General features: G+C 53.9%; 19 protein-coding genes and 1 pseudogene. 11 read left to right on the plus strand and 9 right to left on the minus strand.

Annotation, left to right across the window (positions count from 1 at the left end; translation table 11 throughout):
• The first annotated feature begins 23 nt into the window (after nt 1-23).
• The 4 genes from JL719_RS15765 to JL719_RS24515 all read left to right on the plus strand — a co-directional run bounded on the left by JL719_RS15765 (nt 24) and on the right by JL719_RS24515 (nt 5,124).
• Nucleotides 24-1,901: an amidohydrolase gene (locus JL719_RS15765; RefSeq protein WP_033155264.1), complete on the plus strand. Its 1,878-nt coding sequence runs from the start codon at nt 24-26 to the stop codon at nt 1,899-1,901.
• A gap of 44 nt (nt 1,902-1,945) precedes the next feature.
• Nucleotides 1,946-3,304, plus strand: a complete 1,359-nt coding sequence (locus JL719_RS15770) for an alginate export family protein (RefSeq protein WP_084153196.1) — start codon at nt 1,946-1,948, stop codon at nt 3,302-3,304.
• A 93-nt stretch (nt 3,305-3,397) separates the two neighbouring features.
• Complete coding sequence (locus tag JL719_RS15775; RefSeq protein WP_084153197.1) at nt 3,398-4,819, plus strand: mechanosensitive ion channel domain-containing protein; 1,422 nt, start codon at nt 3,398-3,400, stop codon at nt 4,817-4,819.
• 62 nt (nt 4,820-4,881) lie between these two features.
• On the plus strand, nt 4,882-5,124 hold the full coding sequence (locus JL719_RS24515) for a hypothetical protein (RefSeq protein WP_051669603.1): 243 nt from the start codon (nt 4,882-4,884) through the stop codon (nt 5,122-5,124).
• Here the strand turns inward: JL719_RS24515 and JL719_RS24240 are convergent.
• Nucleotides 5,121-5,485 (minus strand): annotated as a pseudogene (locus JL719_RS24240) (oxidoreductase). The gene JL719_RS24515 and the pseudogene JL719_RS24240 sit on opposite strands and share 4 nt — an antisense overlap.
• A 162-nt stretch (nt 5,486-5,647) precedes the next feature.
• Entirely contained in the window at nt 5,648-7,195 is a 1,548-nt protein-coding gene (locus JL719_RS15785) for a cation:proton antiporter domain-containing protein (protein ID WP_033155266.1), read from the minus strand.
• Nucleotides 7,196-7,452: 257 nt separating this feature from the next.
• Between JL719_RS15785 and JL719_RS15790 the strand changes: the two genes are divergently transcribed.
• Nucleotides 7,453-8,580 carry an aminotransferase class V-fold PLP-dependent enzyme gene (locus JL719_RS15790; protein WP_033155267.1) on the plus strand — a complete coding sequence of 376 codons (1,128 nt, stop codon included), beginning with the start codon at nt 7,453-7,455 and terminating at the stop codon, nt 8,578-8,580.
• A 106-nt stretch (nt 8,581-8,686) separates the two neighbouring features.
• Here JL719_RS15790 and JL719_RS15795 read toward each other — a convergent pair whose 3' ends face one another.
• Nucleotides 8,687-10,087 (minus strand): hypothetical protein, encoded by a 1,401-nt coding sequence (locus JL719_RS15795; RefSeq protein WP_033155268.1) that lies wholly within the window; start codon nt 10,085-10,087, stop codon nt 8,687-8,689.
• 355 nt (nt 10,088-10,442) lie between these two features.
• On the opposite strand from JL719_RS15795, the gene JL719_RS15800 reads away from it, so the two are divergent.
• Genes JL719_RS15800 through JL719_RS15825 form a run of 6 tightly spaced genes read left to right on the plus strand, consistent with a single transcriptional unit; the run spans nt 10,443 to nt 18,533 of the window.
• The gene (locus JL719_RS15800) at nt 10,443-10,532 is read left to right on the plus strand and encodes a potassium-transporting ATPase subunit F (RefSeq protein WP_033155269.1); all 90 of its coding nucleotides are present in this window, start codon (nt 10,443-10,445) and stop codon (nt 10,530-10,532) included.
• Complete coding sequence (kdpA, locus tag JL719_RS15805; RefSeq protein WP_033155270.1) at nt 10,532-12,340, plus strand: potassium-transporting ATPase subunit KdpA; 1,809 nt, start codon at nt 10,532-10,534, stop codon at nt 12,338-12,340. The genes JL719_RS15800 and kdpA overlap by 1 nt, the downstream gene beginning before the upstream one ends.
• A gap of 19 nt (nt 12,341-12,359) precedes the next feature.
• Nucleotides 12,360-14,471 carry a potassium-transporting ATPase subunit KdpB gene (gene kdpB, locus JL719_RS15810; RefSeq protein WP_033155271.1) on the plus strand — a complete coding sequence of 704 codons (2,112 nt, stop codon included), beginning with the start codon at nt 12,360-12,362 and terminating at the stop codon, nt 14,469-14,471.
• Nucleotides 14,472-14,481: 10 nt separating this feature from the next.
• On the plus strand, nt 14,482-15,072 hold the full coding sequence (kdpC, locus tag JL719_RS15815) for a potassium-transporting ATPase subunit KdpC (RefSeq protein WP_033155272.1): 591 nt from the start codon (nt 14,482-14,484) through the stop codon (nt 15,070-15,072).
• A complete protein-coding gene (locus JL719_RS15820; RefSeq protein ID WP_033155273.1) occupies nt 15,069-17,807 on the plus strand; it encodes a DUF4118 domain-containing protein in 2,739 nt (912 codons plus the stop codon). Before kdpC ends, JL719_RS15820 begins: the two co-directional genes overlap by 4 nt.
• A gap of 24 nt (nt 17,808-17,831) precedes the next feature.
• Nucleotides 17,832-18,533 carry a response regulator gene (locus tag JL719_RS15825; protein WP_033155274.1) on the plus strand — a complete coding sequence of 234 codons (702 nt, stop codon included), beginning with the start codon at nt 17,832-17,834 and terminating at the stop codon, nt 18,531-18,533.
• A gap of 40 nt (nt 18,534-18,573) precedes the next feature.
• Here JL719_RS15825 and JL719_RS15830 read toward each other — a convergent pair whose 3' ends face one another.
• From JL719_RS15830 to JL719_RS15855, 6 genes are all read right to left on the minus strand, one after another.
• The gene (locus JL719_RS15830; RefSeq protein WP_033155275.1) at nt 18,574-19,461 is read right to left on the minus strand and encodes a GGDEF domain-containing protein; all 888 of its coding nucleotides are present in this window, start codon (nt 19,459-19,461) and stop codon (nt 18,574-18,576) included.
• A gap of 164 nt (nt 19,462-19,625) precedes the next feature.
• Entirely contained in the window at nt 19,626-20,174 is a 549-nt protein-coding gene (sufT, locus tag JL719_RS15835) for a putative Fe-S cluster assembly protein SufT (protein ID WP_033155276.1), read from the minus strand.
• 7 nt (nt 20,175-20,181) lie between these two features.
• Nucleotides 20,182-20,910, minus strand: coding sequence for an SDR family NAD(P)-dependent oxidoreductase (locus tag JL719_RS15840; RefSeq protein ID WP_033155277.1), 729 nt, complete (start codon nt 20,908-20,910; stop codon nt 20,182-20,184).
• On the minus strand, nt 20,901-21,572 hold the full coding sequence (locus JL719_RS15845; RefSeq protein ID WP_033155278.1) for an HAD family hydrolase: 672 nt from the start codon (nt 21,570-21,572) through the stop codon (nt 20,901-20,903). The genes JL719_RS15840 and JL719_RS15845 overlap by 10 nt, the downstream gene beginning before the upstream one ends.
• Nucleotides 21,573-21,578: 6 nt before the next feature.
• Nucleotides 21,579-22,286: a bifunctional 2-polyprenyl-6-hydroxyphenol methylase/3-demethylubiquinol 3-O-methyltransferase UbiG gene (gene ubiG / locus JL719_RS15850; protein ID WP_084153198.1), complete on the minus strand. Its 708-nt coding sequence runs from the start codon at nt 22,284-22,286 to the stop codon at nt 21,579-21,581.
• A gap of 142 nt (nt 22,287-22,428) precedes the next feature.
• Nucleotides 22,429-23,751: a TRZ/ATZ family hydrolase gene (locus JL719_RS15855; RefSeq protein WP_033155280.1), complete on the minus strand. Its 1,323-nt coding sequence runs from the start codon at nt 23,749-23,751 to the stop codon at nt 22,429-22,431.
• Between the last annotated feature and the right edge of the window lie 85 nt (nt 23,752-23,836).

Genomic DNA, 23,836 nt, shown 5'->3' on the forward strand with positions numbered 1-23,836 from the left:
ATTCACAGATCGAGGCACCGCCCATGACTATCTCTAGCCCGGACACTGTTTTATTCAATGGCAAGATTACCACGCTAGACAAAGCACAGCCGGAAGTCAGCGCCATCGCCATCGCGGGCGGAAAAGTTGTTGCGCTAGGGGCTGATGCACAGATCCGAACGCTGGCAACGGCCGATACCGTTGTCATCGATTTGAACGGTAAACGGGTCCTGCCGGGCTTGAACGACTCGCACCTGCATTTGATTCGCGGCGGCCTCAATTACAACATGGAGCTGCGCTGGGAAGGCGTCGGCAGCATCGCCGATGCCTTGGCGATGCTGCAGCTGCAAGCGGCCAGAACGCCTGCACCGCAATGGGTGCGGGTGGTTGGCGGCTGGAGCGAGTTTCAATTTAAGGAAAGGCGGATGCCGACCCTAGCGGAAATCAACGCGGTTTCGCCGGATACGCCGGTGTTTATCCTGCATCTTTATGACCGGGCGTTATTGAACGGCGCCGCGCTACGCGCGGCCGGCATCGGTAAAGACACACCCGATCCGCCCGGCGGCAAAATTCAGCGCGACGCCAACGGCAATCCGACCGGGATGTTGATTGCCGAACCCAATGCGATGATTTTGTATTCGACCTTGGCCAAGGGTCCGAAATTGCCGCTAGACGATCAAATCAACTCCACCCGGCATTTCATGCGCGAGTTGAATCGCTTGGGCGTGACCAGTTGCATCGATGCCGGCGGCGGTTTTCAAAATTACCCGGAAGACTATCAGGTGATCGAACAACTGCATGCAGACGGACAGATGACCGTGCGCATCGCCTACAACTTGTTTACCCAAAACAAGGGCGGCGAGCTGGCGGATTTTCAGAAATGGGCCGGCGTTGTCAAACCTTACAGCGGCGACAGTTATTTTCGCCAGAATGGCGCGGGCGAGATGCTGGTATTTTCCGCCGCCGATTTCGAGGATTTTCTGCAACCCCGCCCGGACATGGCGGCCAGCATGGAAAAAGAGCTGGGCGACGTGGTTCGGTTTTTGGTGGAGAATCGCTGGCCGTTCCGGCTGCATGCTACTTACGACGAAACCATAGACCGGGCACTGGACGTGTTCGAGGCGATTGACCGCGACACCCGTTTCGACGATTTGCGCTGGTTTTTCGACCATGCCGAAACCGTCAGCGAAAAAAATCTGGCGCGGATCAAGCAGTTGGGTGGCGGCATTGCGGTACAGCACCGCATGGCCTTTCAAGGCGAATATTTTGTAGACCGCTACGGTAAAAAGGCAGCCGAGCATACGCCGCCGCTGCGAAAAATGTTGGAAATGGGCATCCCGGTAGGCGGCGGCACCGATGCCACGCGGGTTGCCAGCTTTAATCCCTGGGTTTCTCTGTATTGGCTGGTGACAGGCAGAACGGTCGGCGGCTTGCCGCTCTACGGCGAGAGCAACTGCCTGGAACGCGAGGAGGCCTTGCGTCTGTGGACCGCCGGTAGCGCGTATAAATCGAACGAAGAGACCGTAAAAGGCGCTTTGTCGCCAGGCATGTATGCCGATCTGGTGGTGACATCGCACGATTTCATGACAGTCCCCGACGAGGCCATCAAGGCTATTACCTCGCTGCTGACCATGGTAGGCGGTAGAGTCGTTTACGCGGCGGATGATTTCAGCCGGTTCGATACGCCGTTGCCGCCAGCCAGCCCCGATTGGTCGCCGGTGCGCTATTTCGGCGGCCATCAAACGCCGCAAACGCATTATGCGTTACCGGCCGCTTCATGCGCAGCGCACGCCTGTGCGATTCACGGTCATCACCCAGGCCAAGATGGAAAACTGTCGCGCTGGTTGGGGCTGGATAATGCTGGAAAACAAGCGCAGTTTGACAATCCGTGGGCACTGGGCTGCGGCTGTTTTGCCTACTGATAGCGGCTAGCCTTCATGCGATAACGCGAAAGAGGACATTGCCAATGAAACCCGGACTCATGCCATTGGCTTTATCGCTGGTTAGCGCAGCAGGGATCGCGCAAGCGTCCGAGCCGGGTTTTAACAGCAACCGCTGGCAGGAAAATTACCAATACCTTGCCAAGCAAACTCGGCGAAGCAGCTATGAATCGCTCAAATACCTGCCGCTGACCGCCGACCGCGAGGACGTGTATTTATCCTTGGGCGGAAATTTTCGGGAACGTTTCAATAGCTACGACAACGATTTGTTCGGACTGAAAACACGCGCCGACGGCCAGCAATTTTTGCATCGCTTTTTGCTGCACGCCGATCTGCATGTCACCGAACACTTGAGGGCCTTTGTGCAATTGGCCAGCTATCTGTCTAATAACCTAGGTCTGCAGAAAGGGCCTTTGGATAACGATAGCGCTGATTTGCAGCAGGGTTTTATCGACTTGCATTTTCAAGCCGTGACCGCTCGAGTGGGGAGGCAAGAGTTTGCGCTGGGTTCGTCCCGTTTGATCAGCGTACGTGAAGGCCAAAATGCGCGGCGAGCTTTCGATGGCGTGCGACTCTCGCTAAAGAACGACAGTCTGGACCTGGATGCGTTCGGCTTTGAAGAAGTGGCGATAACACCGGCGACTTTCGACGACCAGGGAAATACCCAAGAAAAACTCTGGGGGCTGAACAGCAAATGGTCGTTCAAGCCGACCGATGTCGAGATCTATTACATAGGCCTGCAGCGCAAAGACGCCCATTATCAAAACACCGTCGCCGACGAATCCCGCCATTCGTTCGGCAGCCGGGTGTTCGGCAAGCGGTTCGGCTGGGATTGGAATTTTGAAGGCATTTATCAACTCGGCAGCTTCGGACCGTTGACTATCAATGCCTGGACAGCGGCATCCAACACCGGCTATACCTTTGCCACCCCAAGTTGGCGACCGCGCTTGGGTTTAAGCGCCAATATTGCCAGTGGCGACAGGAATGCAAAAGACCGGCAGCTGAATACCTTTAATCCCTTATACCCCAATCTGTCGTATTTTGAGGAAGCGGCGATACTGGCGCCGCAGAACTTTTTTAATCTGATGCCGAATCTCTCCTTGCAGCCGTTGCCGGGCATCCGGCTGTCCGTTGATTGGAACTTTTACTGGCGATTATCAAAAAACGATGCGGTATATACGCGAGGACTCAACCCATTGAAGCAGACGCTAGGGACTAACGGTCGATTTGTCACCCAAGCCCTTTCCACCAATATAGAGTGGGAAATCGATAAGCATTTTTCGCTTGGTTTTAGTTACAGCCATTTTTTTGCGGAACAGGTGATTACCGAAGCGGGAGGAGGGGATACCGACTACGTCCGTACCCAATTCAACGCGGTATTCTAAAAACGGGTTCCGTTGCAGTTGGTTGATGCAATTGCCGGCGAGTTTGTCCCATAATCGGGGAAATTTCTCCGGCTTTTACGACTAAGTTAATTTATGGCTATGGATTCATCCGCCTTGCTGTCCCAACCTTTCCTATTCTTTGAAACGCCAATATTTACGCTGGGTACGCAATCGGTCAATGTCATTTGGTTGGCTAAATTCACGCTGTGTCTAGGGTTGATGCTGTTGGTCGTCCGCTGGATACGCCATATCCTGAATACGCGCTTGTTGGTCGGCCTGGTTGTCAACGAGGGCGATCGCAAACTGATCGCCAATCTCGCAGGCTTTACGCTGTTGGCGGTTGGTATCGTAGCGATCATGCAAGTCATGGGCATCAAATTCGAGACGCTGGCGCTCATTTTCGGCGGCCTGGGAGTCGCGGTCGGCTTTGGCTTGCAAGACATCACTAAGAACATCGCCAGCGGCATTACCCTGATGAGCGAACGCAAACTAAAAGTGGGCGATCTTATTTATTTTGCCGGTGGCGAAGGACGCATCAGGGATATTTTTCTGCGCTCGACCGTGATTACATCGTTCCGAGGTTCGGAACTGATCATTCCCAATGTTCAGCTCACCAACAATATCGTGGAAAAATGGGGGTATCAAGCCAAGCGTGGGCGGGTTGAAATTCCGCTTGTGGTCGAACAGCACAGCAATCTGGTATTGGTGACCGAGTTGTTATTGAAAGCCGCCAGCCAGGAACCCAACGTATTAAGCGATCCGGCACCTAAAGCCTTGCTTCAAGGGTTTGGCGATATCGGGTTGAATTTCGAACTTTGGGTTTGGACCGATCATGTCGATCAACGAAGCCTGATCAGAAGCGCTTTAAACTTTCGGATTGAATACTTATTTCGACTGCATGCCATTAAAATTCCCTATCATCCGACGAATAACCGGAACCTTTACCCGGCCATGGAGGCGGCCGCCAACCCGATCAACGGTTCGCCGGAAGCGGCAAGCATGCCGTCCATACACAATGCTCTCATTGAACTGCCTTATTTTCAGTATTTCGATGAACTGGAAATACGCGAACTGATAGAAAAGGGCTCGCCGCGTTATTTCAATCCTGGCGACATTTTGGTTAAACAGGACGAATACTTTCCATTTTTCTGCGTCATGCTCAAAGGCGAGGTCGATGCGATATTCGAGAACGAGAAAGTCAGTCAACGCCTGTTTAGCCTGGAACATCGCGATTTTTTCGGCGAGCTGCCCTTGCTTTTGAAGATTCCCTATCCGACATCGATGCGCGCCGTCGGCGAAGTTGTTTTGTTTACAATACCCGAGGATTGCTTTGCGGACCTGTTAAGCCGTTATCCGCAAATCAAGGCCGCCGTAAGCGAAGAAATGCTGAAGCGGCAGGAATACATTCGACTCTGTCAATCGTCGTTGAAAAAAATGGGTTTGCTCCCCGAAGAATTCGACAATAATCCGGTCACATGGCTAAAAAGCCGGCTAATGAAGCTGTGGGGAAATTGATCTTCTCCATTTTTGCAGACAAGCCGTAATCTCGGTTGTTGCTGAGGCTCGGATCATGCAATATGCCTTATCCCTCGCGCCGGATAGAAGAAGCGTTTTTTCAAGTCCGGGCCGATGCGGTTTTCGCCGAGCGCTTAGCGCGTAAAAGTGAAAGCGATGCCGCGATTACCTTATTGCTCCGCCACGTAGCCGAAAGTGTGAAAAGGATCGGAGTCTCCCATGCTATGCGCGTCTCCTGGGGGCAAAATGCACGCCGACTCGACCCGCACCCCATACCGAAACACGGCATCGGTCACTTCCACTAGTCAGCGGGGCAATTTTCTATTGGGTCTCCATAGGCATCGTTTCTTTTATTGGTGTTGTCCGGTAAAAACTTGTCTAACAGATGGCCATTGGCGCCGTGAATTTCCACGCCGTCAAAACCGGCACGTTTGGCGTTTTCCGCGCCCTTACGGTAAGTCTCGACGATACCTGGAATTTGCCATTGAGATAATCCGGATGCGAAACCCGGCCTACGCGCCAAAGCTGTAGAAAAATTCGGCCGCCGACGCCGTGAACGGCTTGGGTGACCTTGGTCCAGCCGTCGATTTGTTCTTCCGACCAAATGCCGGGTGTGTCGGGATAGTCCAAGCCTTGCGCGGAGACGCTGGTGGCCTCGCTTATCATCAGTCCGGTTTTCACTAAATTATGTCACCCGACACTTGGCAATAATCTTAGCACCAATCATCAATGGTTTAAGGAAAACCGCACTGACTCGGGTATCGTTAAAAATAAGACGCCTCTATAATCCGCTCCGGCATCCACCGCCCAACCAGCACCAGCAGCCCTTCACTGGCTTGATTGCTCACGGCGATTCAGCATCAGGTGGGCAAGACGATTGCCGGCTTCAATCAAGGGATGGATCACAAAATTGGCGCCCGCTTTTGATAATTGCTGTTCTTCCACACCGTGATAACAAATACTGCTGATTTGCCCCGTGAAACCGCGCTTCCTAAGCTGAGCCACCGCGGTCAAACGCACCTCGAATGCCGGCACCGTCAGGATAATGCCTTTAACCTTATGCAAGGGTAAACCGCTCCATAACTCGGTGTCCTCGGCGTCGCCGTAGAGCACGCGGCGGCCGGCGGCAAGATGATATTCCAACACGGTAGGGTCGGCATCCAAGCCAACCACCCTTTGCTCTTGCTGGCACAGGGTTTTATAGACCACGCCACCGGTTCGGCCCATGCCTATCACCAGCCATTCGGCGGCGCCGAACGAATCCGGCAGGCGGTCCGGGTGGTCGGACTTTCTTTCAAACCTCACCAGCAGTGGCTCTACCCAGGAAAACAAGCGATGGGAATAACGGTTTAACGGTGCGGCAATGGCCAGCGAACCGGCCACCGCCAAACTGATGATAGCGTTCCATTCCGCTGGCAACAGTTGAGCTTTGACGACGGCGCTGGTGGTAATCAGCGAAAATTCGCTGTACGTCGTCAAGGCCAAGGACGATACGAAAGCAGTACGCGCCCGGAGTCCGGCGACCACAAATAGGCCAAAGAACAGCGCACATTGCAAAGGCAACAACGCCAGCAATTGCAAAGCGTCCATAATCTGCGCCCGGTTCGGTAAGTCACTGACACCAATCTGCAAGAAGAACGCCACCAAAAACAGCTCTTTCAAACCCCAGAGTCTGTCGCTTAACTCCTTGATCCTGGGATGATTAGCCAACATCACGCCGGTCAACAAAGCACCAATATCCGCGGCAATACCGACGCTTTCCGCGGCGACGCCGCCGGCCAGCGCCAGGGTTACCCCCAACAGCAATTTCAGTTCCGAAGATCGGCTGACCGACAATACCCGATGCGCTATCGGCCGTAACAGCGGCACCAGTAACAAAGCCAATGCCCAAGGCGTAGGCTGTCTGCCTTCCGCCAGCGCCAGCAAACCGATTGCCACGATGTCCTGCAAAATCAGGATACTCATGACATCCCGACCATGCAGCGACGACAATTCGCCGTTATCTTCCAGCACCTTGATCGCCAACACGGTGCTGGAAAACGCCAAACTGAGCCCCAGCACCAAGCCGCCGGTGACTCGCTGCTCTAGCCACAGAAACACCAGCGCGGAAATCAATGCCATCAACATTAAATGCAAGCCACCGACGCTAAGCACTTCGCGACGAATCAGCGAACTGGGCTTGAGTTTTAAACCGACCGAAAACAACAATAATTCAATACCAATCTCCGCCAAATGGTGAAGATCCGGCAATACCGCAATGCCCAGGGCATGCAATACGTAACCAGCGACCAAATAACCAACCAGCGGCGGAAAAGACAGGCGGCTGGCTACCAAACCAGCGATATATGCCGTACTAATCCAAGTTAATTCCATCATATCTATCAACCAAAATAAAAACACCGTTTAATATATCGGGATCGTAACCTGTTTTAAAAGGTTACTGGCTAATTTTTAAACAGCTAGGCCACTTGCGCCTGGATTTTCCGGACGATCTAGGCCCAACTATTTTCGCGGAAATCCCAAATTTTAGCCGTCCGAGCAAGCCCATCATCTGTACAGAAGGTTGATAGGCCGAGTGTTTTACCGCATCATCCTTTATAGATTCACCCTCCGCCTTTTTACCGGTACGCACCATGAAACACCCCGAATTTTCGTTAACCGACGAGCTGATTTATCTCAACCACGCCGCCGTGGCCCCTTGGCCGAAGCGCACCAGTAAAGCGGTGATTCAATTTGCCGAACAAAACTGCCAGTTCGGCTCGCATTACTATCTGGATTGGTTGAAAAAAGAAAACGAAATCCGCCGCCAATTACAGGCCTTACTGAATGCGCCCTCGGCCAACGATATTGCCCTGGTGAAAAACACCTCGGAGGCCTTGTCCTTCGTGGCCTTTGGCTTACCCTGGCAAGCCGGCGACAACATCGTCTCCAGCAACGAAGAATTCCCGTCCAACCGCCTGCCCTGGCAAGCCTTGGCCGAGCGCGGCGTCGAGTTTAGAGAAGCCGATTTGCACAGTGCCGCAACCCCGGAAGATGCTCTGTTTGCGCGGGTGGATGGCAATACGCGCTTGCTGACCATCAGCTCCATTCAATTCGCCTCCGGCTTACGCATGGATCTGGAGCGCATCGGCGAGTTTTGCCGGCAACGCGGCATTTTGTTTTGCATCGACGCGATTCAAAGCCTGGGAGCGGTGCAGTTCGATGTGCAAGCCTATCACGCCGATTTCGTGATGGCCGACGGGCATAAATGGCTGTTCGGCCCGGAAGGCCTGGGGGTGTTTTATACCAACCCGGCCGCGCGCGACCGGCTCAAGCTCAGCCAATACGGCTGGCACATGATGAAAGACACGCATAATTACGAAAACCTGCCATGGGAGATCCATCCCGGCGCCCGCCGTTTCGAATGTGGCAGCCCGAACATGTTAGGCATTCACGCCTTGTCCGCCAGTTTGTCTTTATTACTGGAAACCGGCATGCCAAACGTCGAGTCGCTGGTTCTGGAACGCAGCGCCTACCTGCGCGAAGCCATCAGCACCAACGCCGAGCTGATTTTACTGTCGCAGCGGCACAGCCGTTTGCAGTCCGGCATCGTCAACTTCAAACACCGATCCATAGACAATGAGGTGCTTTATAAGCATTTGCAAAAAAATGGTGTGGTTTGTGCCCTACGCGGCGGCGGAATCCGCTTTTCCGCGCATTTTTACAATACATTGGCGGAATTGGATCGGGCGTTGGAACTGGCTACAGCCGTTACCGAATAGGCATTTGCAGCGACGATTTTATTGATAGCCATTGCTCCTCCTTAAGCAGGTTAGCATGCGTAAATTGCACTCTCTATGCTAAACGCACCTATGAAAACAGTTACGCTCAGTCGATTTTTGGAAGTGCCGTAAGAGGAATTAGCCAAAGCTCTCCAGTAACAGGTTTTCGTGTGTGCCTGTATTCTTCAATTGTCGGTTGCGGCCCGCATCTATCTGCAATTACAAGATGGGTTTTTGTAGTGTATATCGCCTCAGGTTGAAACCGAGCGCATTGCCCTCCCGTTTTGGGTTGTATCACCTGGACAAACCAGTCTAGCGTCCCATCATGCCGGTAACGGATTAACAATTTATTCCATTCTGTGGCTGTATTGACAACAAAAAAACCTTGACCCACTGCAGAGACTTTCCAGGCCCAGTGTTTGCCAGAACTAATTAGAGGATCAAGATTAATCAGCTTACGTTTCGACCAATCCACAATTCTTGATCCGTAAGCAGCAACCCCTTGGTTACGTGCAATGTCAACCGTCGCGCGCCACTCTTCCGGACGAATTTCCCTATTAAATAAGAACCAACTTTCAGCCTCGCTCCAAGCGCCATTTTCTGCAGTGACCTGAACCGGCGAAAGTGTCGTATTTAACGAGGAGATCGTTTCCGCAGCTATTTTCGCTTTTGCAGTCTCTGTATCAAAAGCATATTCAACCGCGTTGGAATCGAGCCGACTGTCAAAACGGAGCCGATCAACAAGGGTTGTAGCTGGCTTATTACAATCAGATAGGCGACGATCATTGTGAAAAGATAGGCTATCCAAGGGCACCGCTGGACGCGACTGGATGGTAGTCAACGAAGCCAAATCAGCACCCGAGGTTTTATCAATTAACTTCCACTTGCCATACACTCTTAATTCTTCATTTGCCGGCGGAGACAGAAGCAGAGCGACTCGGGCCGCGGGTGAGTCGATGTGGCGACGCGCAATACACGTCTCTGGTAAAAATGGGGCTTCATCGATTAGCACCGTTTTACCAGATGGCGATTTTGGGCATGCGGGATCCCCGTCGGTAGCGAGCTCCAGCCTAACCCAAGGTGAAGCAGTGGCTTCCATCAGTCGCTTGTTACTTTGTTCTTTTGTTATGCCTCCGTCAAATCCAATGAGTGCGGCTGAACTAGTTTCTACAAACAACAACTTTCGATCCCTAAAGAGCTGGATGAGTACATCCGGCTGCATAGCACCGCCTTCGTCGAGAAATCCATCGGTAACGATAACATCAGGTAGAGCCTGCAATTCACTTTTACACGTACCAATCCCTTGTGTTCTCCATCTGCCTGCCGCTTCCGGAACTATGTTCTGCTGGTAGTACGAATAAAACCATCCTCCAAATACCAAAACAATCGCAATGAGCCGAAACCTCCCTTTCAGAAATATGGCAGGTAGCAGAAATGAGCTTGCAAAAATAACAAAGAAAATTGCGGCAAGCGTGTAAGCCAAGTCGTTTAAATTGAATGGCGGCATACTCTTTTCCAAATATTAGTTCGTAAGGTTTAAAGGGCCGAATAGACCCCAGGATTTACCTGAGCAAGTAGCCCAGGTGAAGCTTAGCGAAATCTGGAGTAATAGAAAGGACACGCCCTGATGATAACCCTGCCCCACAGTAACTTCAGTGCATACTGCGCAAACAACCATGTTTATCGACTCCAGATGAGCTTTACACTTTCTTAACATCCCACCCCGGAATTTTTACGACATTTTTACCCGCCAATCGGTAGATTGTGACTCAGGCGATCAGCGGCAAAACCGCCAAAATTTTGGGCTGTTTGACGCATTCGCCCGTCTAAAAAATGCTTAAGCATATTTGCAGGAGGTCTATATGAGCGGGATTTATCTATTAAGCGGCGGCTTGGCGCTGCTGGTGTTTATTTATCTAGTGGTCGCGCTGTTTTATCCGGAGAAATTCTGATGAACGAAACCGGCTTCCTACAAATTTTTATCTATCTGCTGGCCTTACTGCTGCTGAGCAAGCCACTGGGTACGTACATGGCACGGGTGTATCAAGACGAATCCATCGTGGGCAACACTTGGTTTGCCAGGGTTGAGCACGGGCTGTATCGGCTGTGCGGCATCCAAGCCCAGCAAGATATGCGCTGGCAGCAATACGCAGGTGCATTGCTGGTCTTTAACGTGCTGGGTTTACTGGTGGTTTATGGCTTGCAAACCTGCCAAGACCTGTTGCCGCTCAATCCGCAGGCCCTGCCGGCCATCAGCTCCGACTCGGCGTTGAATACCGCGATCAGTTTTGCCACCAACACCAATTGGCAAGGCTATGCCGGTGAGGCCAGCATGAGTTATCTCACGCAAATGCTGGGTTTAACCGTGCAGAACTTTTTGTCGGCAGCCAGCGGTATGGCGGTGCTGGTGGCTTTGATACGCGGTTTCAGCCGACGTAACACCAACGCTATCGGCAATTTCTGGGTGGACATGACCCGTTCCACTTTGTATATCCTGCTGCAGCTTTCGTTGCTGCTGGCCCTCGTACTGGTGGGGCAAGGTGTGGTGCAAACCTTTGATCGCTACGCCACCGTCAAGCTGCAAGAACCGCTGACTTACTCGGCACCAGCAATTGATGCAGGTGGACACGCGGTTCTGGATGCACAAGGCCAACCCGTCACTCAAAGCCAACAAAGCCAGGAACAAACCCTGGCCTTGGGACCGGCGGCATCGCAAATCGCTATCAAGCAGCTCGGCACTAACGGCGGCGGATTTTTCAATGCCAACTCGGCGCATCCTTACGAAAACCCCACCCCGCTAAGCAATTTCTTGGAAATGCTCGCCATCCTGTTAATCCCCGCCGCGCTGTGTCATACCTTTGGTTTTTTGGTCGGCGATAGCCGGCAAGGCTGGGCACTGTTGGCAGCGATGACTCTAGTGTTTGTAGCGCTGGTTTTCCTCACCGTACCCGCCGAACAACACGGCAATCCGGCGCTGGCGAGTTTGGGCGTTGATCAAGCCGCGTCCAATCAACAAGCCGGCGGCAATATGGAAGGTAAGGAAGCCCGCTTCGGCATCGTCAATTCCGCACTATGGGCGGTAGCGACCACCGCCGCCTCCAACGGCTCGGTGAACGCCATGCACGATTCGTTCACCCCCATCGGCGGCATGATCCCGATGTGGTTGATCCAGCTGGGCGAAGTGATCTTCGGCGGCGTCGGCTCGGGTCTTTACGGCATGATCGTGTTCGCGCTAGTGGCGGTATTTATCGCCGGATTGATGATAGGCCGCACGCCGGAATATTTAGGCAAAAAAATCGAAGCCTTTGAAATGCAGATGGCGGCGGTGATTATTTTAATTCCCCCGCTGTTAGTGTTGGGCGGCACGGCGCTAGCCTTGATGACCGAAGCCGGCAAGGCAGCCATCCTCAATCCCGGTGCGCATGGCTTTAGCGAAGTGTTGTATGCGTTGTCCTCGGCAGGTAATAACAACGGCAGCGCCTTCGCCGGCCTGTCGGCCAATGTGCCGTTTTATAACTACTTGCTGGGCTTGGCCATGCTGGTATCGCGTTACGGTCTGATGATTCCGGTATTAGCCATCGCCGGCTCGCTGGCCGCGAAAAAACATGTACCCGTCGGTCCCGGCACCTTACCCACCCATACGCCCTTGTTCGCGGTATTGCTGATTATCACGGTGTTAATGGTCGGCGCGTTGACCTTTGTGCCGGCGCTGGCCTTAGGCCCTATCGTCGAGCAGTTGCACATGCTCGCTCATTCTTGATTTCATAGCAGGTAAGCATATGACTCACAAAGCGCTCTCGTCTTCCTTATTCGACCCTGACCTGCTTAAGCAAGCGGTTTGGGAAGCCTTTAAAAAACTGACGCCGCAGCAACAATGGAAAAATCCGGTGATGTTTGTCGTGTATCTGGGCAGCCTGCTAACTACGCTGTTATGGCTGCAAGCTTTGGCCGGTGATAGCGAGGAATCCGCCGGTTTTATCTTAACCATCACGGTCTGGTTATGGTTTACGGTGCTGTTCGCCAACTTCGCCGAAGCGGCCGCGGAAGGCCGCAGCAAAGCGCAGGCGGCTTTCTTGCGCACCGCCAAGCGCGATATTGCCGCCAAGAAGCTGGATGAACCGCGTTACGGTAGTAACTACACCAAAATCGCCGGATCCAGCCTGGTGAAAGGCGATGTGGTGCTGATCGAAGCCGGGGATTTTGTGCCGGGCGATGGCGATGTCATCGAAGGCGTGGCCTCGGTGGACGAAAGCGCCATCACCGGCGAAAGCGCGCCGGTGATCCGTGAATCGGGCGGCGACTTCAGCTCGGTCACCGGCGGTACTCGGGTATTATCGGATTGGCTGGTGGTGCGGATTTCCGCTAACCCCGGCGAGACCTTTCTGGACCGGATGATTTCGATGGTGGAAGGCGCGAAACGGCAGAAAACTCCGAATGAGATTGCCTTGACCATCCTGCTGGTGGCGCTGACGCTGGTGTTTTTAATGGCCACGGTAACCTTACTGCCTTTCTCGTTGTATAGCGTGGAAATGGCCGGCGCGGGCCACCCAATTTCGATCACCGTGCTGGTGGCTCTGTTGGTGTGCTTGATTCCCACCACCATAGGCGGCTTGCTGTCGGCTATCGGTGTGGCCGGGATCGGCCGGATGATGCAGAAAAATGTCATTGCCACCTCCGGCCGCGCCGTGGAAGCGGCCGGCGATGTGGATGTACTGTTATTGGATAAAACCGGCACCATTACTTTAGGCAATCGGCAGGCTGCGGCTTTCATACCAGCCAAGGGTATCAGCGAGAAGCAGTTGGCCGATGCCGCGCAACTGGCCTCGTTGACCGACGAAACCCCGGAAGGCCGCAGCATCGTCGTGCTGGCCAAACAAAAGTTTGGTTTGCGCGAGCGCGACGTGCAATCCCTGGGCGCGACTTTTATCCACTTCAGCGCCCAAACCCGGATGAGCGGGGTCAATTTCCCCTCACCCCAGCCCTCTCCCGAAGGGCGAGGGAGCGAAAACATGCGGCAAATCCGCAAGGGTGCCGAGGATGCGATTAAACAGTATGTGACCGAACAAGGCGGCCGCTTTCCCGACGAAATCCAGAAAATGGTCGTCGACGTGGCGCGGCGCGGCAGCACGCCGCTGGTGGTAGCCGATGGCAAGCAGGCCCTGGGCGTCATCGAATTAAAAGACATCGTCAAAGGCGGCATCAAGGAACGCTTTATCGAACTGCGGCAGATGGGCATCAAAACCATCATGATCACCGGCGACAATCGCCTAACCGCTGCGGCGATTGCCGCCGAGGCCGGCGTGGATGACTTTCTGGCCGAAGCGACGCCGGAAGCCAAGCTGGCTTTGATTCGTCAGCATCAAGCAGATGGCCGCTTGGTAGCCATGACCGGCGACGGCACCAACGACGCACCGGCACTGGCGCAAGCCGACGTGGCGGTGGCGATGAACAGCGGCACCCAGGCCGCCAAGGAAGCCGGGAATATGGTCGATCTGGATTCCAACCCCACCAAACTGATCGAGATTGTCGAAACCGGCAAGCAAATGTTGATGACCCGCGGTGCCTTGACCACCTTCAGCGTAGCCAACGACGTGGCAAAATATTTCGCCATCATTCCGGCCGCGTTTGCCACCACCTATCCGGCTTTGAACGTTTTGAACGTCATGGGTTTGGCCACCCCGGCCAGCGCTATACTGTCGGCGGTGATATTCAATGCGCTGATCATCATCGCCTTGATCCCGCTGGCTTTGAAAGGCATCAAATATCAGCCGCTCGGCGCTGAAAAACTGTTGCAAAATAATTTGCTGGTCTACGGTGTTGGCGGTTTGATAGTGCCGTTTATCGGTATCAAGGCGATTGATTTAATTCTGGTAACGATGAATCTGGTGTAGGGAGAACAACATGACAAGCTATTTCAGACCTGCTGCCACCCTCCTGTTGCTCATGACCTTTCTCACCGGCGGCCTCTATCCGGCGCTGGTTACTTTGCTGGCGCAAAGCGTTTTTCCTGCCCAAGCCAACGGCAGCCTGATACTCGATAAGCAAGGCCAAGCCATCGGCTCCGCTTTAATCGGTCAAAGCTTCAGCCAGGCCCGCTATTTTTGGGGTCGGCCGTCGGCGACCGCGCCCTACCCTTACAATGCCGCCGCCTCCGGTGGTTCCAACCTCGGCCCGACCAATCCGGCCTTGAGCGACGCGGTAAAACTGCGCATTCAAGCACTACAGCAACTCGACCCGGACAATCGTGCTCTGGTGCCTGTGGATTTGGTTACCGCATCCGCCAGTGGTTTGGACCCGCACATCGGTATTGCGGCGGCCCATTACCAAATCAAGCGCGTAGCCAAAGCGCGCAAATTGCCGGAAAGTGTCGTTCGGGATTTGGTCGAATCGCATAGCGAACCCAGGCAATGGCTAATATTCGGCGAACCTAGAGTCAATGTCTTGAGTTTAAATCTGGCTTTGGACGCCTACTCGCAAGCCGCCAGACCATGAACGAGCAACGCCTGGACCCCGATCAACTTCTGGCCCGCGTCGAACGCGACAAAGCCAAGGCCAAACGCGGCCGCCTGAAGATTTTTTTCGGCGCGGCGGCCGGGGTCGGGAAAAGCTATGCGATGCTGCTGGCGGCGCGCGAACGCCGCGCGGAAAATCTTGATGTGATCGTCGGCTTGGTGGAAACCCATGGTCGCGCCGACACCGAAGCGCTGTTGGCGGGCTTGGAAATCCTCCCAACCCGCAAGATCGACTACAAAGGCGCCGTGTTGCAGGAGTTTGATATTGATGCGGCCTTAAAACGGCGGCCGGCCATCATCTTGGTCGACGAATTGGCGCACACCAACGCCCCCGGCTCGCGCCATCCGAAACGCTGGCAAGATATTCGAGAATTGCTGGAAGCCGGGATTGATGTGTATACCGCGCTGAACGTGCAACACCTGGAAAGCCTGAACGACGATGTCGGGCAGATTGCCGGCATTCGTATCTGGGAAACCGTACCGGACACAGTATTCGAGGACGCCGACGAAGTCGAGCTGGTGGATTTGCCCCCCGACGAATTGTTGCTGCGCCTACGAGAAGGCAAAGTCTATTTGCCGCAGCAAGCCCAACACGCGATTCAGAATTTTTTCCGTAAAGGCAATCTGATTGCGCTACGCGAACTGGCCTTGCGGCAAACCACCAATCGCGTCGACGCGCAAATGCTGGATTATCGTGAAGACAATGCGATTCGCGAAGTCTGGCAGGTCAACGAAAGGCTGATGGTGTGCATCGGCCCGAATGTGCTGGCTGAGCGTCTGGTTAGAGCCGGCAAGCGCTTGGCGACCAGCCTGCGTTCGGCTTGGATCGTGGTTTATGTGGAAACGCCCGAATTGGCGCGCTTGCCCGCCGAAAAGCGCGACGGGATTTTGCGGGTTTTGCGGCTGGCGGAACAGCTTGGCGCCGAAACGGTGACGCTCAGCGCGCCGGAGATGAGCGAAGCGTTGATCCGCTTTGCTCGCGAACGCAATATCAACAAAATCGTGGTCGGCAAACCCAGCCGGCGCGGCTGGCGGCGCTGGCTGTTGGGGTCTGTGGTGGATGTGCTAATCAGCCACGCCCACAATATCAATATTTACTTGCTGGGCAGCCCACAACTGGGCGAACGGGAGGAACTGGAAGCCGAGCTGTCTTTATTCAAGAAATCACCCCTGCCCGGCCTGCGACAACGCATCCCCAGTAAAACTCGCCGCCGCTATCGCGGCTATCTGTGGGCAATGGCGGTGACCTTGCTCTGCACGGCAGTGGGTAAAATGTTGTTCGGCAAGGTGGAACTGGCCAATGTGGTAATGGTGTATTTACTCGGTGTGGTGTTTGTCGCTACCCATTTCGGGCGCGGGCCTTCGGTGTTGGCGTCCTTGCTGAGCGTCGGCGTATTCGACCTGCTGTTCGTGCAGCCTTTCTACAGTCTGTCGGTAGCCGATAGCCAGTATCTGATCACGTTGTTGGCCATGCTGGTGGTGGCTTTTGTCATCAGCAATCTGATGGTCAACGTCCGCGCGCAGGCCAAGGTTGCCGCGCATCGCGAACGCCGCGCCGCGGCCTTATACGCTATGAGCAAGGAGCTGGCGGTGGCGCAAAGCGAACAGCAGATCGTCGCGACCGCTGTTAAACATCTATACGCCGAATTCAGCAGCCGCAATGTCATTTTATTTGCCAATCCAGGCGGGCGGCTGGTCTATCCGAAACAACACAGCCTGCCTCAATCCTTGCGCGGTGCCGATTTGAGCGTGGCGCAGTGGGTCTACGATCATAACGAAATGGCCGGGCACGGCACCCATACCTTACCCGGCAGCGCGGCGATTTATTTTCCGATTCAAGACGAAGACAAAGCCATCGGCGTATTGGCGCTGTTACCGATCAATTTACGCCGGGTGTTTTTGCCGGAGCAGCAAAAATTACTGGAAACCTTTTTGCGGCAAATCGGCCAGGCCGTCGCCCGTTTACGCTTTGCCGAACAGGCCAAATCGACGCAATTGCAAATCGAAGCCGAACGACTGCGCAACTCCTTACTCAGCGCCATTTCTCACGACTTGCGGACCCCGTTGTCGACGATCATCGGCTCGGCCAGCGCCCTGGTCGAAGACGAAGGCCATTTACAGACCCAGCACCGGCTGGAACTCGGCCGTGCCATCTATGACGAAGCCGAACGCATGGCCAATTTGGTGAATAATATTCTGGACATGGCCAGACTCGACGCCGGCGTGGTGGAATTAAACAAACAGTGGCATCCTGTCGAAGAAATTATCGGCACCGTCCTAACGCGCTTGCAAAAACACCTGGCCGGCCGAAAAGTCAGCGTCAGCCTGCCGCCGGGTATTCCGCTGGTATTTGTCGATGCGGTGATGATAGAGCAGGTGTTGATTAATCTATTGGAAAACGCCGTGCGCTATACCGCTGCGGGTTCCGAACTTGAAGTGTTTGCCCAATACGTCGGCAATACCATGGAAATTTCGGTCGCCGATCACGGCCCCGGTATTCCCAAAGGTCTGGAGGATAAATTGTTCGAGAAATTTTACCAAGCCCGGCATGAATCGGCGCAAAGCGGCGTCGGCTTGGGGCTGGCGATTTGCCGAGCCATTGTCGAAGTGCATGGCGGCCGGATTCGCGCTAACAACAAACCGGGGGGCGGTGCGATCTTTACCTTCGCGCTACCCAACGACGAACCCCCTCCGCTTATGGAGCCGGAGGAATGAACGTAATCCCACTGGATTTTGGCCATGGCTAAAACGCATCCCGTCATTATCGTGATCGAAGACGATCCACCGATCCGGCGCTTTTTGCGTACCAGTCTGGCGACGCACGATTTTGCCGTATTCGAAGCCGAGACCGGCAAACAAGGCCTGATTGAAGCCGGCGTGCGTAAACCGGATTTGCTGATTCTGGATTTAGGCTTGCCGGATATGGATGGCGTCGAGGTGATCAAGAGTGTGCGCAGCTGGTCGTCGGCCCTGCCTATCATCGTGCTGTCGGCGCGCAGTAACGAACAGCAAAAAATCGACGCCTTGGACGCCGGCGCGGACGATTACCTAACCAAGCCGTTTGGATTCGGCGAGCTGTTGGCGCGCATACGGGTGGCTTTGCGGCATGCCAGCCGACCGGCGGAACATGCTCAGGACGAAGTGTTTGTCGTCGATGCACTGAAAGTGGATTTGCGCAATCGGGTAGTCAGCGTCGATGGCAACGACATTCATCTGACGCCGATTCAATACCGCTTGCTCTGCGTGCTGATCAAGCATGCCGGCAAAGTTTTGACGCATCAGCAAATTTTGAAGGAAGTTTGGGGGCCGTCGTATCAGGAGAACCCGCATTATTTGCGGATTTATATGAGCCAATTGCGGCAAAAGCTGGAAAGCGATCCGACTCAGCCGAAATATTTGCTGACCGAGTCGGGTGTGGGCTATCGCTTTAAAGTGGGTTAAGCGACTATCGCCGTCTGATGGCCGCAGTGCGAAAACCGAATCAATATCCCACTTCTACCCGGTTTCTACCGCGTTGTTTGGCTTGATACATCGCGGCGTCGGCCCGTTTGAGCAAGAATTCCGGGCTATCGCTACCTTTTAAGGCTGCAACTCCCAAACTGGCGGTCAGATTCAACACGTCCATGCCATAAGCCAAAGTGTGCGATTCAATATCTGCGCGGATGCGCTCGCCTATCACCATCGCACCGTCGATGTCGGTATCGCTCAGCAAAATCACAAACTCTTCGCCGCCGTAACGAAACACCGCGTCGCTGCCGCGCACACTGTCTTTCAACCAGCCGGCCAATGACGACAAAGCCAAATCGCCGCAAGCATGCCCGTAATCGTCGTTGATATGCTTGAAGTGATCGACATCCACAAAAATCACCGACAAATGCTGCGAATTACGATGCGCACGTTTGATTTCGCGCAGCAAACAGTCGTTAAACGCGGTGCGGTTATTGGTTTTGGTTAAAGGGTCGGTGAATGCCATTTTCAATGCTTGCTGAAACAAGGTGGCATTTCTTAGTGGGTAAATCAGGCAACACAACAGGCTTTCCAGCATTTTCAGCTCATCTTTGCTGAAGCGATTGCTACGGGTTAGTTTCAACTCGCCCAGCTGCTGCTCTTCGACTTTTAGGGCATAGCTGCAAGAGTGGCGGGCCATCACGCCGCGTTTGAATTCCAAATCGAAATCTTCGTTGATGTATTCAAAGCCGTTATGCGGAATGGTATTTTGAATTTTGTCGCAGAAAATGGCGATCAACTCGTTGAATTCCAATGAAGTCTGCAAAGCACTACTGATATCGTAGTGATGCAAATTGACAGCGGTTGACGCTTCAAAGGTTTTATTACTGACTATCGCTAAATCGGCTGCTTTATCTCTCATGACGGTTCCCCGAGTCTTGAATCAAACTTCAAGGAGAATAAAGCCAAGAGCGTGCCAATTATTTTATATTTATAAAATACAATGACTTAAACACAAACAACCGCAGTTTTCTTCAGCAAGCGGCAATTTTCCGCCGCTTAGCTGCCGCCGCCCTTTGCCGACTTTTAAAACAAACCCAACTGTACTTGCGCGACTTCCGACATCATTTCCCGCGACCAGGGCGGATCTAACACCACTTCGACATCAACCGAACTGACGCCGGGCAAGGCGCGGATGCATTTTTCCACGTCGCTTTGGATGACCGGACCCATGCCGCATCCGGGCGCGGTCAAGGTCATCTGAATATGCACATCGTTGCCACCATCGGCGTTAGGCTTGGCGCTGCAATGGTAAACCAAACCCAAATCGACGATGTTGACAGGGATTTCCGGGTCGTAGACGGTTTTCATCACTTCCCAACAGTTCTTTTCCACCGCCTTGCTGTCGGTTTCCGACACTAGGGTATGCAAATGCTGGGTTTCCTTGCCCAAGGCATCGGCGTCAATCCCGGCGATCCGTACCATATGGCCGTAATCGGTCACCACGGTGTAATTGCTGCCCAAGGCCTGATGGATGGTCACTTCCTGACCTTTACTCAAGGTGCCGTGGTTGCCGTCCGGAATGGTGACGATGTTGACGTCGCGGGTTAAAAATACAACTTCTCTGTCTGCCATAAGTTTCTTAAGGTTTGAAAGTTTGGGCGTCAATAATTTGACCGGTCTTGCCGATACTGGCGTCGCTGAATAAGTAAACATACAGCGGGTCCAAGCTGTTCATGCTTGGCAGCCTGGTTTTATCTTCGGCCGGGAAAGCTTTCTTCCGTAATGGCGAATCCACCGGTCCCGGGACCAAAGTATTAACACGGATTTTTCCAGCTGCTTCCAGTTCTAGGGCCAGAATACCGGCTAAGCCTTCCAGCGCGATTTTCGCTACGCCGTAAGCACCTGAATAAGCCTGGACTTTACGCGCCGAGGAATCGGAAATAAACACGATGGAAGCATGCTCGCTGCGTTGCAGCAAAGGCAACAACACCCGGCACAACAGGAAAGGCGCACTGAGGTTGACGTTTAAGGCATGTCCCCAATCCTTGGTTTTGTAATTGGCGATGGGGCTGTAAGCGCTAAACTCCACGGCCGCATGCAATACGCCATGCAAAGCACCGTAGCGTTGCGCTATCGCTTCGGCCATTTCTTCGTATTGCGCTTCACTGGCACCGGCCAAATCGAAGGGATACATCACCGGTTCAGGACCGCCGGCAGCGACAATCGCATCGTAGATTTTTTCCAGCTTGGGAATGCTTTTATCCAGCAGAATGATTTGCGCGCCCTGCCCGGCTAATGCCAGCGCCGCCGTGCCGCCCAGACCGCCGCCGGCTCCGGTAATCAGTAAAACCTTATTGCTTAATGACATAAATTAGCGTGTATCCATTCCATCAATTGAGGCGGCTGTTCGATCAAAGCGTCGGCACCCCAGGTATCGGGCTGATCGTCGCTTTGCAAATAACCGTATAGTGCCGCCAGGGTTTTCATATTCGCGCGTTTGCCGGCGGTAATGTCGTGTATCGCATCGCCGATATACACGCAATTCTCCGGCGCTACCCCGGCTTGACGGCAGGCGGCCAACATCGGTTCCGGATGCGGCTTGCTATTGGCAGTGGTATCGCCACTGATAATGCAGGCGGCTCGGTCGCTGAGTTGCATCGCCTCCATCAAGGGCACGGTAAAACGGGATTTTTTGTTGGTGACTACGCCCCACTTCAAACCCAGTTGTTCTATCGCTTCCAAACTATCGGCAATGCCGTGAAAAAAACGGCTATGTTCGGCGATATTCTGTTCGTAGGTATCCAGCATAAAGGCCAGCATCTGCTGCGCCAAGCTGTCTTCAACGCTCACGCAATGCCTGATCATCGGCATGGCACCGTGGGAAATGAAGGGCCGCACTGTCTCCGCAGGCGCTTCCGGAAAACCGTGGGCCAGCAGCGTCTTGTTCAAACAGGCGATCAGATCGGGTGCGGTATCGACCAAGGTCCCGTCCAGATCAAACAGCACGCAATCCAGTTTAAATCCAGTCATGCTGGCTTACTCGGGGCGCTGAAACGCCGCTATATAGTTGACGTCTATATCTTTACCCAAACTAAAGCGCTTGCTGAAGGGGCTGTATTCGATACCGACCATCCCTTGTAACTCAAGCCCTACGCTTCTGGCCATCTGCCCCAATTCGGAAGGCTTGATAAAGGTTTTATAGTCGTGCGTACCTTTGGGTACCATTTTCAGCACATGCTCGGCGGCGACGATAGCCAGCAACCAGGCTTTCGGCACCCGGTTCAAAGTCGAGAAAAACACCATGCCGCCGGGCTTAACCAGTGTTGCGCACGCGGCAATGATGGACGCCGGATCGGGCACGTGCTCCAGCATTTCCATGCAGGTGACATGATCGAAGCCGGCCGGCTGTTCCTCGGCCAGTTGTTCGGCGCTGATTTTCCGGTAACTGGCGTTGACGCCGGTTTCCAGGCCATGCAAATCGGCAATATCCAGCAAGTCTTCGCTTAAATCCACACCCAAGGCATCCGCGCCGGCTTTCGCCAAACCTTCGGTAAGAATCCCACCGCCGCAACCGACATCCACCACCCGCTTGCCTGACAAATCAGCGTATTGCTGAATGAACTGCAAGCGCAAAGGATTGACGTCATGCAAGGTTTTAAATTCGCCGTTCGGATCCCACCAACGCTCGGCTTGCGAGCCGAACTTATGAATTTCGTGAGGATGTACGTTTTCTGTCGCTGTCATAATGCCAACCTGTTCATGGGGCTATAGTTTACTGTATTACTAGGTTATTCGTCATGCGCCAACTTCCGACCCTGATCTTGAATTCAGTACCACGGCTTGAATGGCCTTTAACAAGGCCTCTCGGCGACTTCTAAAATGGCTGTTAATTCGCTGGATGTTCTTGCAAGCGTTCTTGCCAAAGCGTGACTTTTTGTCGCAGAGCCGGAACATCAAACGAGGTCAATTCGCGCTTGCGCAGTAACTGCTTGCCGTTAATCCAAACATCAGTCACCTGATGCCGGCCGGCGGCATAGACGATTTGCGCCAGCGGATTGAACAAGGGTTGAGTTTCCAGTTCACTCAGATCTATCGCCACCACGTCGGCCGCTTTGCCGATAACCAGTGAACCGATTTCAGCGTCCAAACCCAAGGCCTTGGCGCCGTTAATAGTCGCCATTTCCAACGCTGTCGTCGCCGACACCGCGCTGGCATCGCCTGCTACCCCCTTACCCAGCAAGGCTGCAGTACGTATTTCCGACAGCACATCCAGATCGTTATTGCTGGCGGCACCGTCGGTGCCCAAGGCCACATTGATACCCGCAGCCAGACACGCCGCCACCGGACAAAAGCCGCTGGCCAGTTTCAAATTGGATTCCGGACAATGCACGATGTGGCCGCCGGTTTCCGCGTAAAGTTGGATGTCCTCGCTGGACAATTGCGTCATATGCACCGCTATAAACGATGGCGTCAGCAAGCCCAATTCATGTAAACGCTGTAGCGGCGTTTGGCCGTTTTTACTTTTTTGCTCGTCGACTTCGTGCGCGGTTTCGTGCAAGTGCATATGCACCGTCAAGTTCATCTCGTCGGCGTAGGTGATGACATTACGCAAAGGTCCGTCCGACACGGTGTATGGCGCGTGCGGCGCAAACGAGGTGCTGATCAAAGTTTCATGCCGGAGTTGCTCGTGCAGCGCCAAACCCTTGGTCAGATAGGCATCCGCGTTTTCCGCCCAGACGGTCGGAAAATCGAACACGATCAAACCGATATTGGCGCGTATGCCGTGTTGCATGGCTTGTTGCGCGACGATTTCCGGAAAGAAATACATGTCATTAAAACAAGTCGTGCCGCAGCGCAGCATCTCGGCAATCGCCAGATCGGTGCCATCCCTGACAAATGCTTCGCTGACCCATTTTTGCTCGGCCGGCCAGATATGGTTTTGCAGCCAATCCATTAAATGCAGATCGTCGGCAATCCCGCGCAGCAAGGACATCGCGGCGTGGGTATGGCAGTTAATCAAACCCGGAATCAGTGCATGCTGATCCAACACTTCGAGCTGTCGGGCTTGGTACTTTGACATGGCCTGCTCGGTCGGTAACAAATCGACAATTCTGCCGTCATCTATCACAAGACTGGCGTGCTCATGGATTTCGGACGCCGGCTCTACCGGTATTATCCAACGGGCTTGAATGAGAAGGTCGACCAGCATGGGTTCTCCCGATATGCAAAGCGGCGATTATACCTCGTTAGCCGGCTTGCTCGCCTGCGGAGAACAGCGCAGGCCGCCACCCACT

It is taken from the genome of Methylomonas sp. LW13, from assembly GCF_016865255.1.
Taxonomy (GTDB): domain Bacteria; phylum Pseudomonadota; class Gammaproteobacteria; order Methylococcales; family Methylomonadaceae; genus Methylomonas.

What these genes read in the sequence shown, in the direction of transcription:
- JL719_RS15765 (WP_033155264.1), top strand. Translation starts at nt 24, where the DNA reads ATGACTATCTCTAGCCCGGACACTGTTTTATTCAATGGCAAGATTACC.
- JL719_RS15770 (WP_084153196.1), top strand. Translation starts at nt 1,946, where the DNA reads ATGAAACCCGGACTCATGCCATTGGCTTTATCGCTGGTTAGCGCAGCA.
- JL719_RS15775 (WP_084153197.1), top strand. Translation starts at nt 3,398, where the DNA reads ATGGCTATGGATTCATCCGCCTTGCTGTCCCAACCTTTCCTATTCTTT.
- JL719_RS24515 (WP_051669603.1), top strand. Translation starts at nt 4,882, where the DNA reads ATGCCTTATCCCTCGCGCCGGATAGAAGAAGCGTTTTTTCAAGTCCGG.
- JL719_RS15785 (WP_033155266.1), bottom strand. Translation starts at nt 7,195, where the DNA reads ATGATGGAATTAACTTGGATTAGTACGGCATATATCGCTGGTTTGGTA.
- JL719_RS15790 (WP_033155267.1), top strand. Translation starts at nt 7,453, where the DNA reads ATGAAACACCCCGAATTTTCGTTAACCGACGAGCTGATTTATCTCAAC.
- JL719_RS15795 (WP_033155268.1), bottom strand. Translation starts at nt 10,087, where the DNA reads ATGCCGCCATTCAATTTAAACGACTTGGCTTACACGCTTGCCGCAATT.
- JL719_RS15800 (WP_033155269.1), top strand. Translation starts at nt 10,443, where the DNA reads ATGAGCGGGATTTATCTATTAAGCGGCGGCTTGGCGCTGCTGGTGTTT.
- kdpA (WP_033155270.1), top strand. Translation starts at nt 10,532, where the DNA reads ATGAACGAAACCGGCTTCCTACAAATTTTTATCTATCTGCTGGCCTTA.
- kdpB (WP_033155271.1), top strand. Translation starts at nt 12,360, where the DNA reads ATGACTCACAAAGCGCTCTCGTCTTCCTTATTCGACCCTGACCTGCTT.
- kdpC (WP_033155272.1), top strand. Translation starts at nt 14,482, where the DNA reads ATGACAAGCTATTTCAGACCTGCTGCCACCCTCCTGTTGCTCATGACC.
- JL719_RS15820 (WP_033155273.1), top strand. Translation starts at nt 15,069, where the DNA reads ATGAACGAGCAACGCCTGGACCCCGATCAACTTCTGGCCCGCGTCGAA.
- JL719_RS15825 (WP_033155274.1), top strand. Translation starts at nt 17,832, where the DNA reads ATGGCTAAAACGCATCCCGTCATTATCGTGATCGAAGACGATCCACCG.
- JL719_RS15830 (WP_033155275.1), bottom strand. Translation starts at nt 19,461, where the DNA reads ATGAGAGATAAAGCAGCCGATTTAGCGATAGTCAGTAATAAAACCTTT.
- sufT (WP_033155276.1), bottom strand. Translation starts at nt 20,174, where the DNA reads ATGGCAGACAGAGAAGTTGTATTTTTAACCCGCGACGTCAACATCGTC.
- JL719_RS15840 (WP_033155277.1), bottom strand. Translation starts at nt 20,910, where the DNA reads ATGTCATTAAGCAATAAGGTTTTACTGATTACCGGAGCCGGCGGCGGT.
- JL719_RS15845 (WP_033155278.1), bottom strand. Translation starts at nt 21,572, where the DNA reads ATGACTGGATTTAAACTGGATTGCGTGCTGTTTGATCTGGACGGGACC.
- ubiG (WP_084153198.1), bottom strand. Translation starts at nt 22,286, where the DNA reads ATGACAGCGACAGAAAACGTACATCCTCACGAAATTCATAAGTTCGGC.
- JL719_RS15855 (WP_033155280.1), bottom strand. Translation starts at nt 23,751, where the DNA reads ATGCTGGTCGACCTTCTCATTCAAGCCCGTTGGATAATACCGGTAGAG.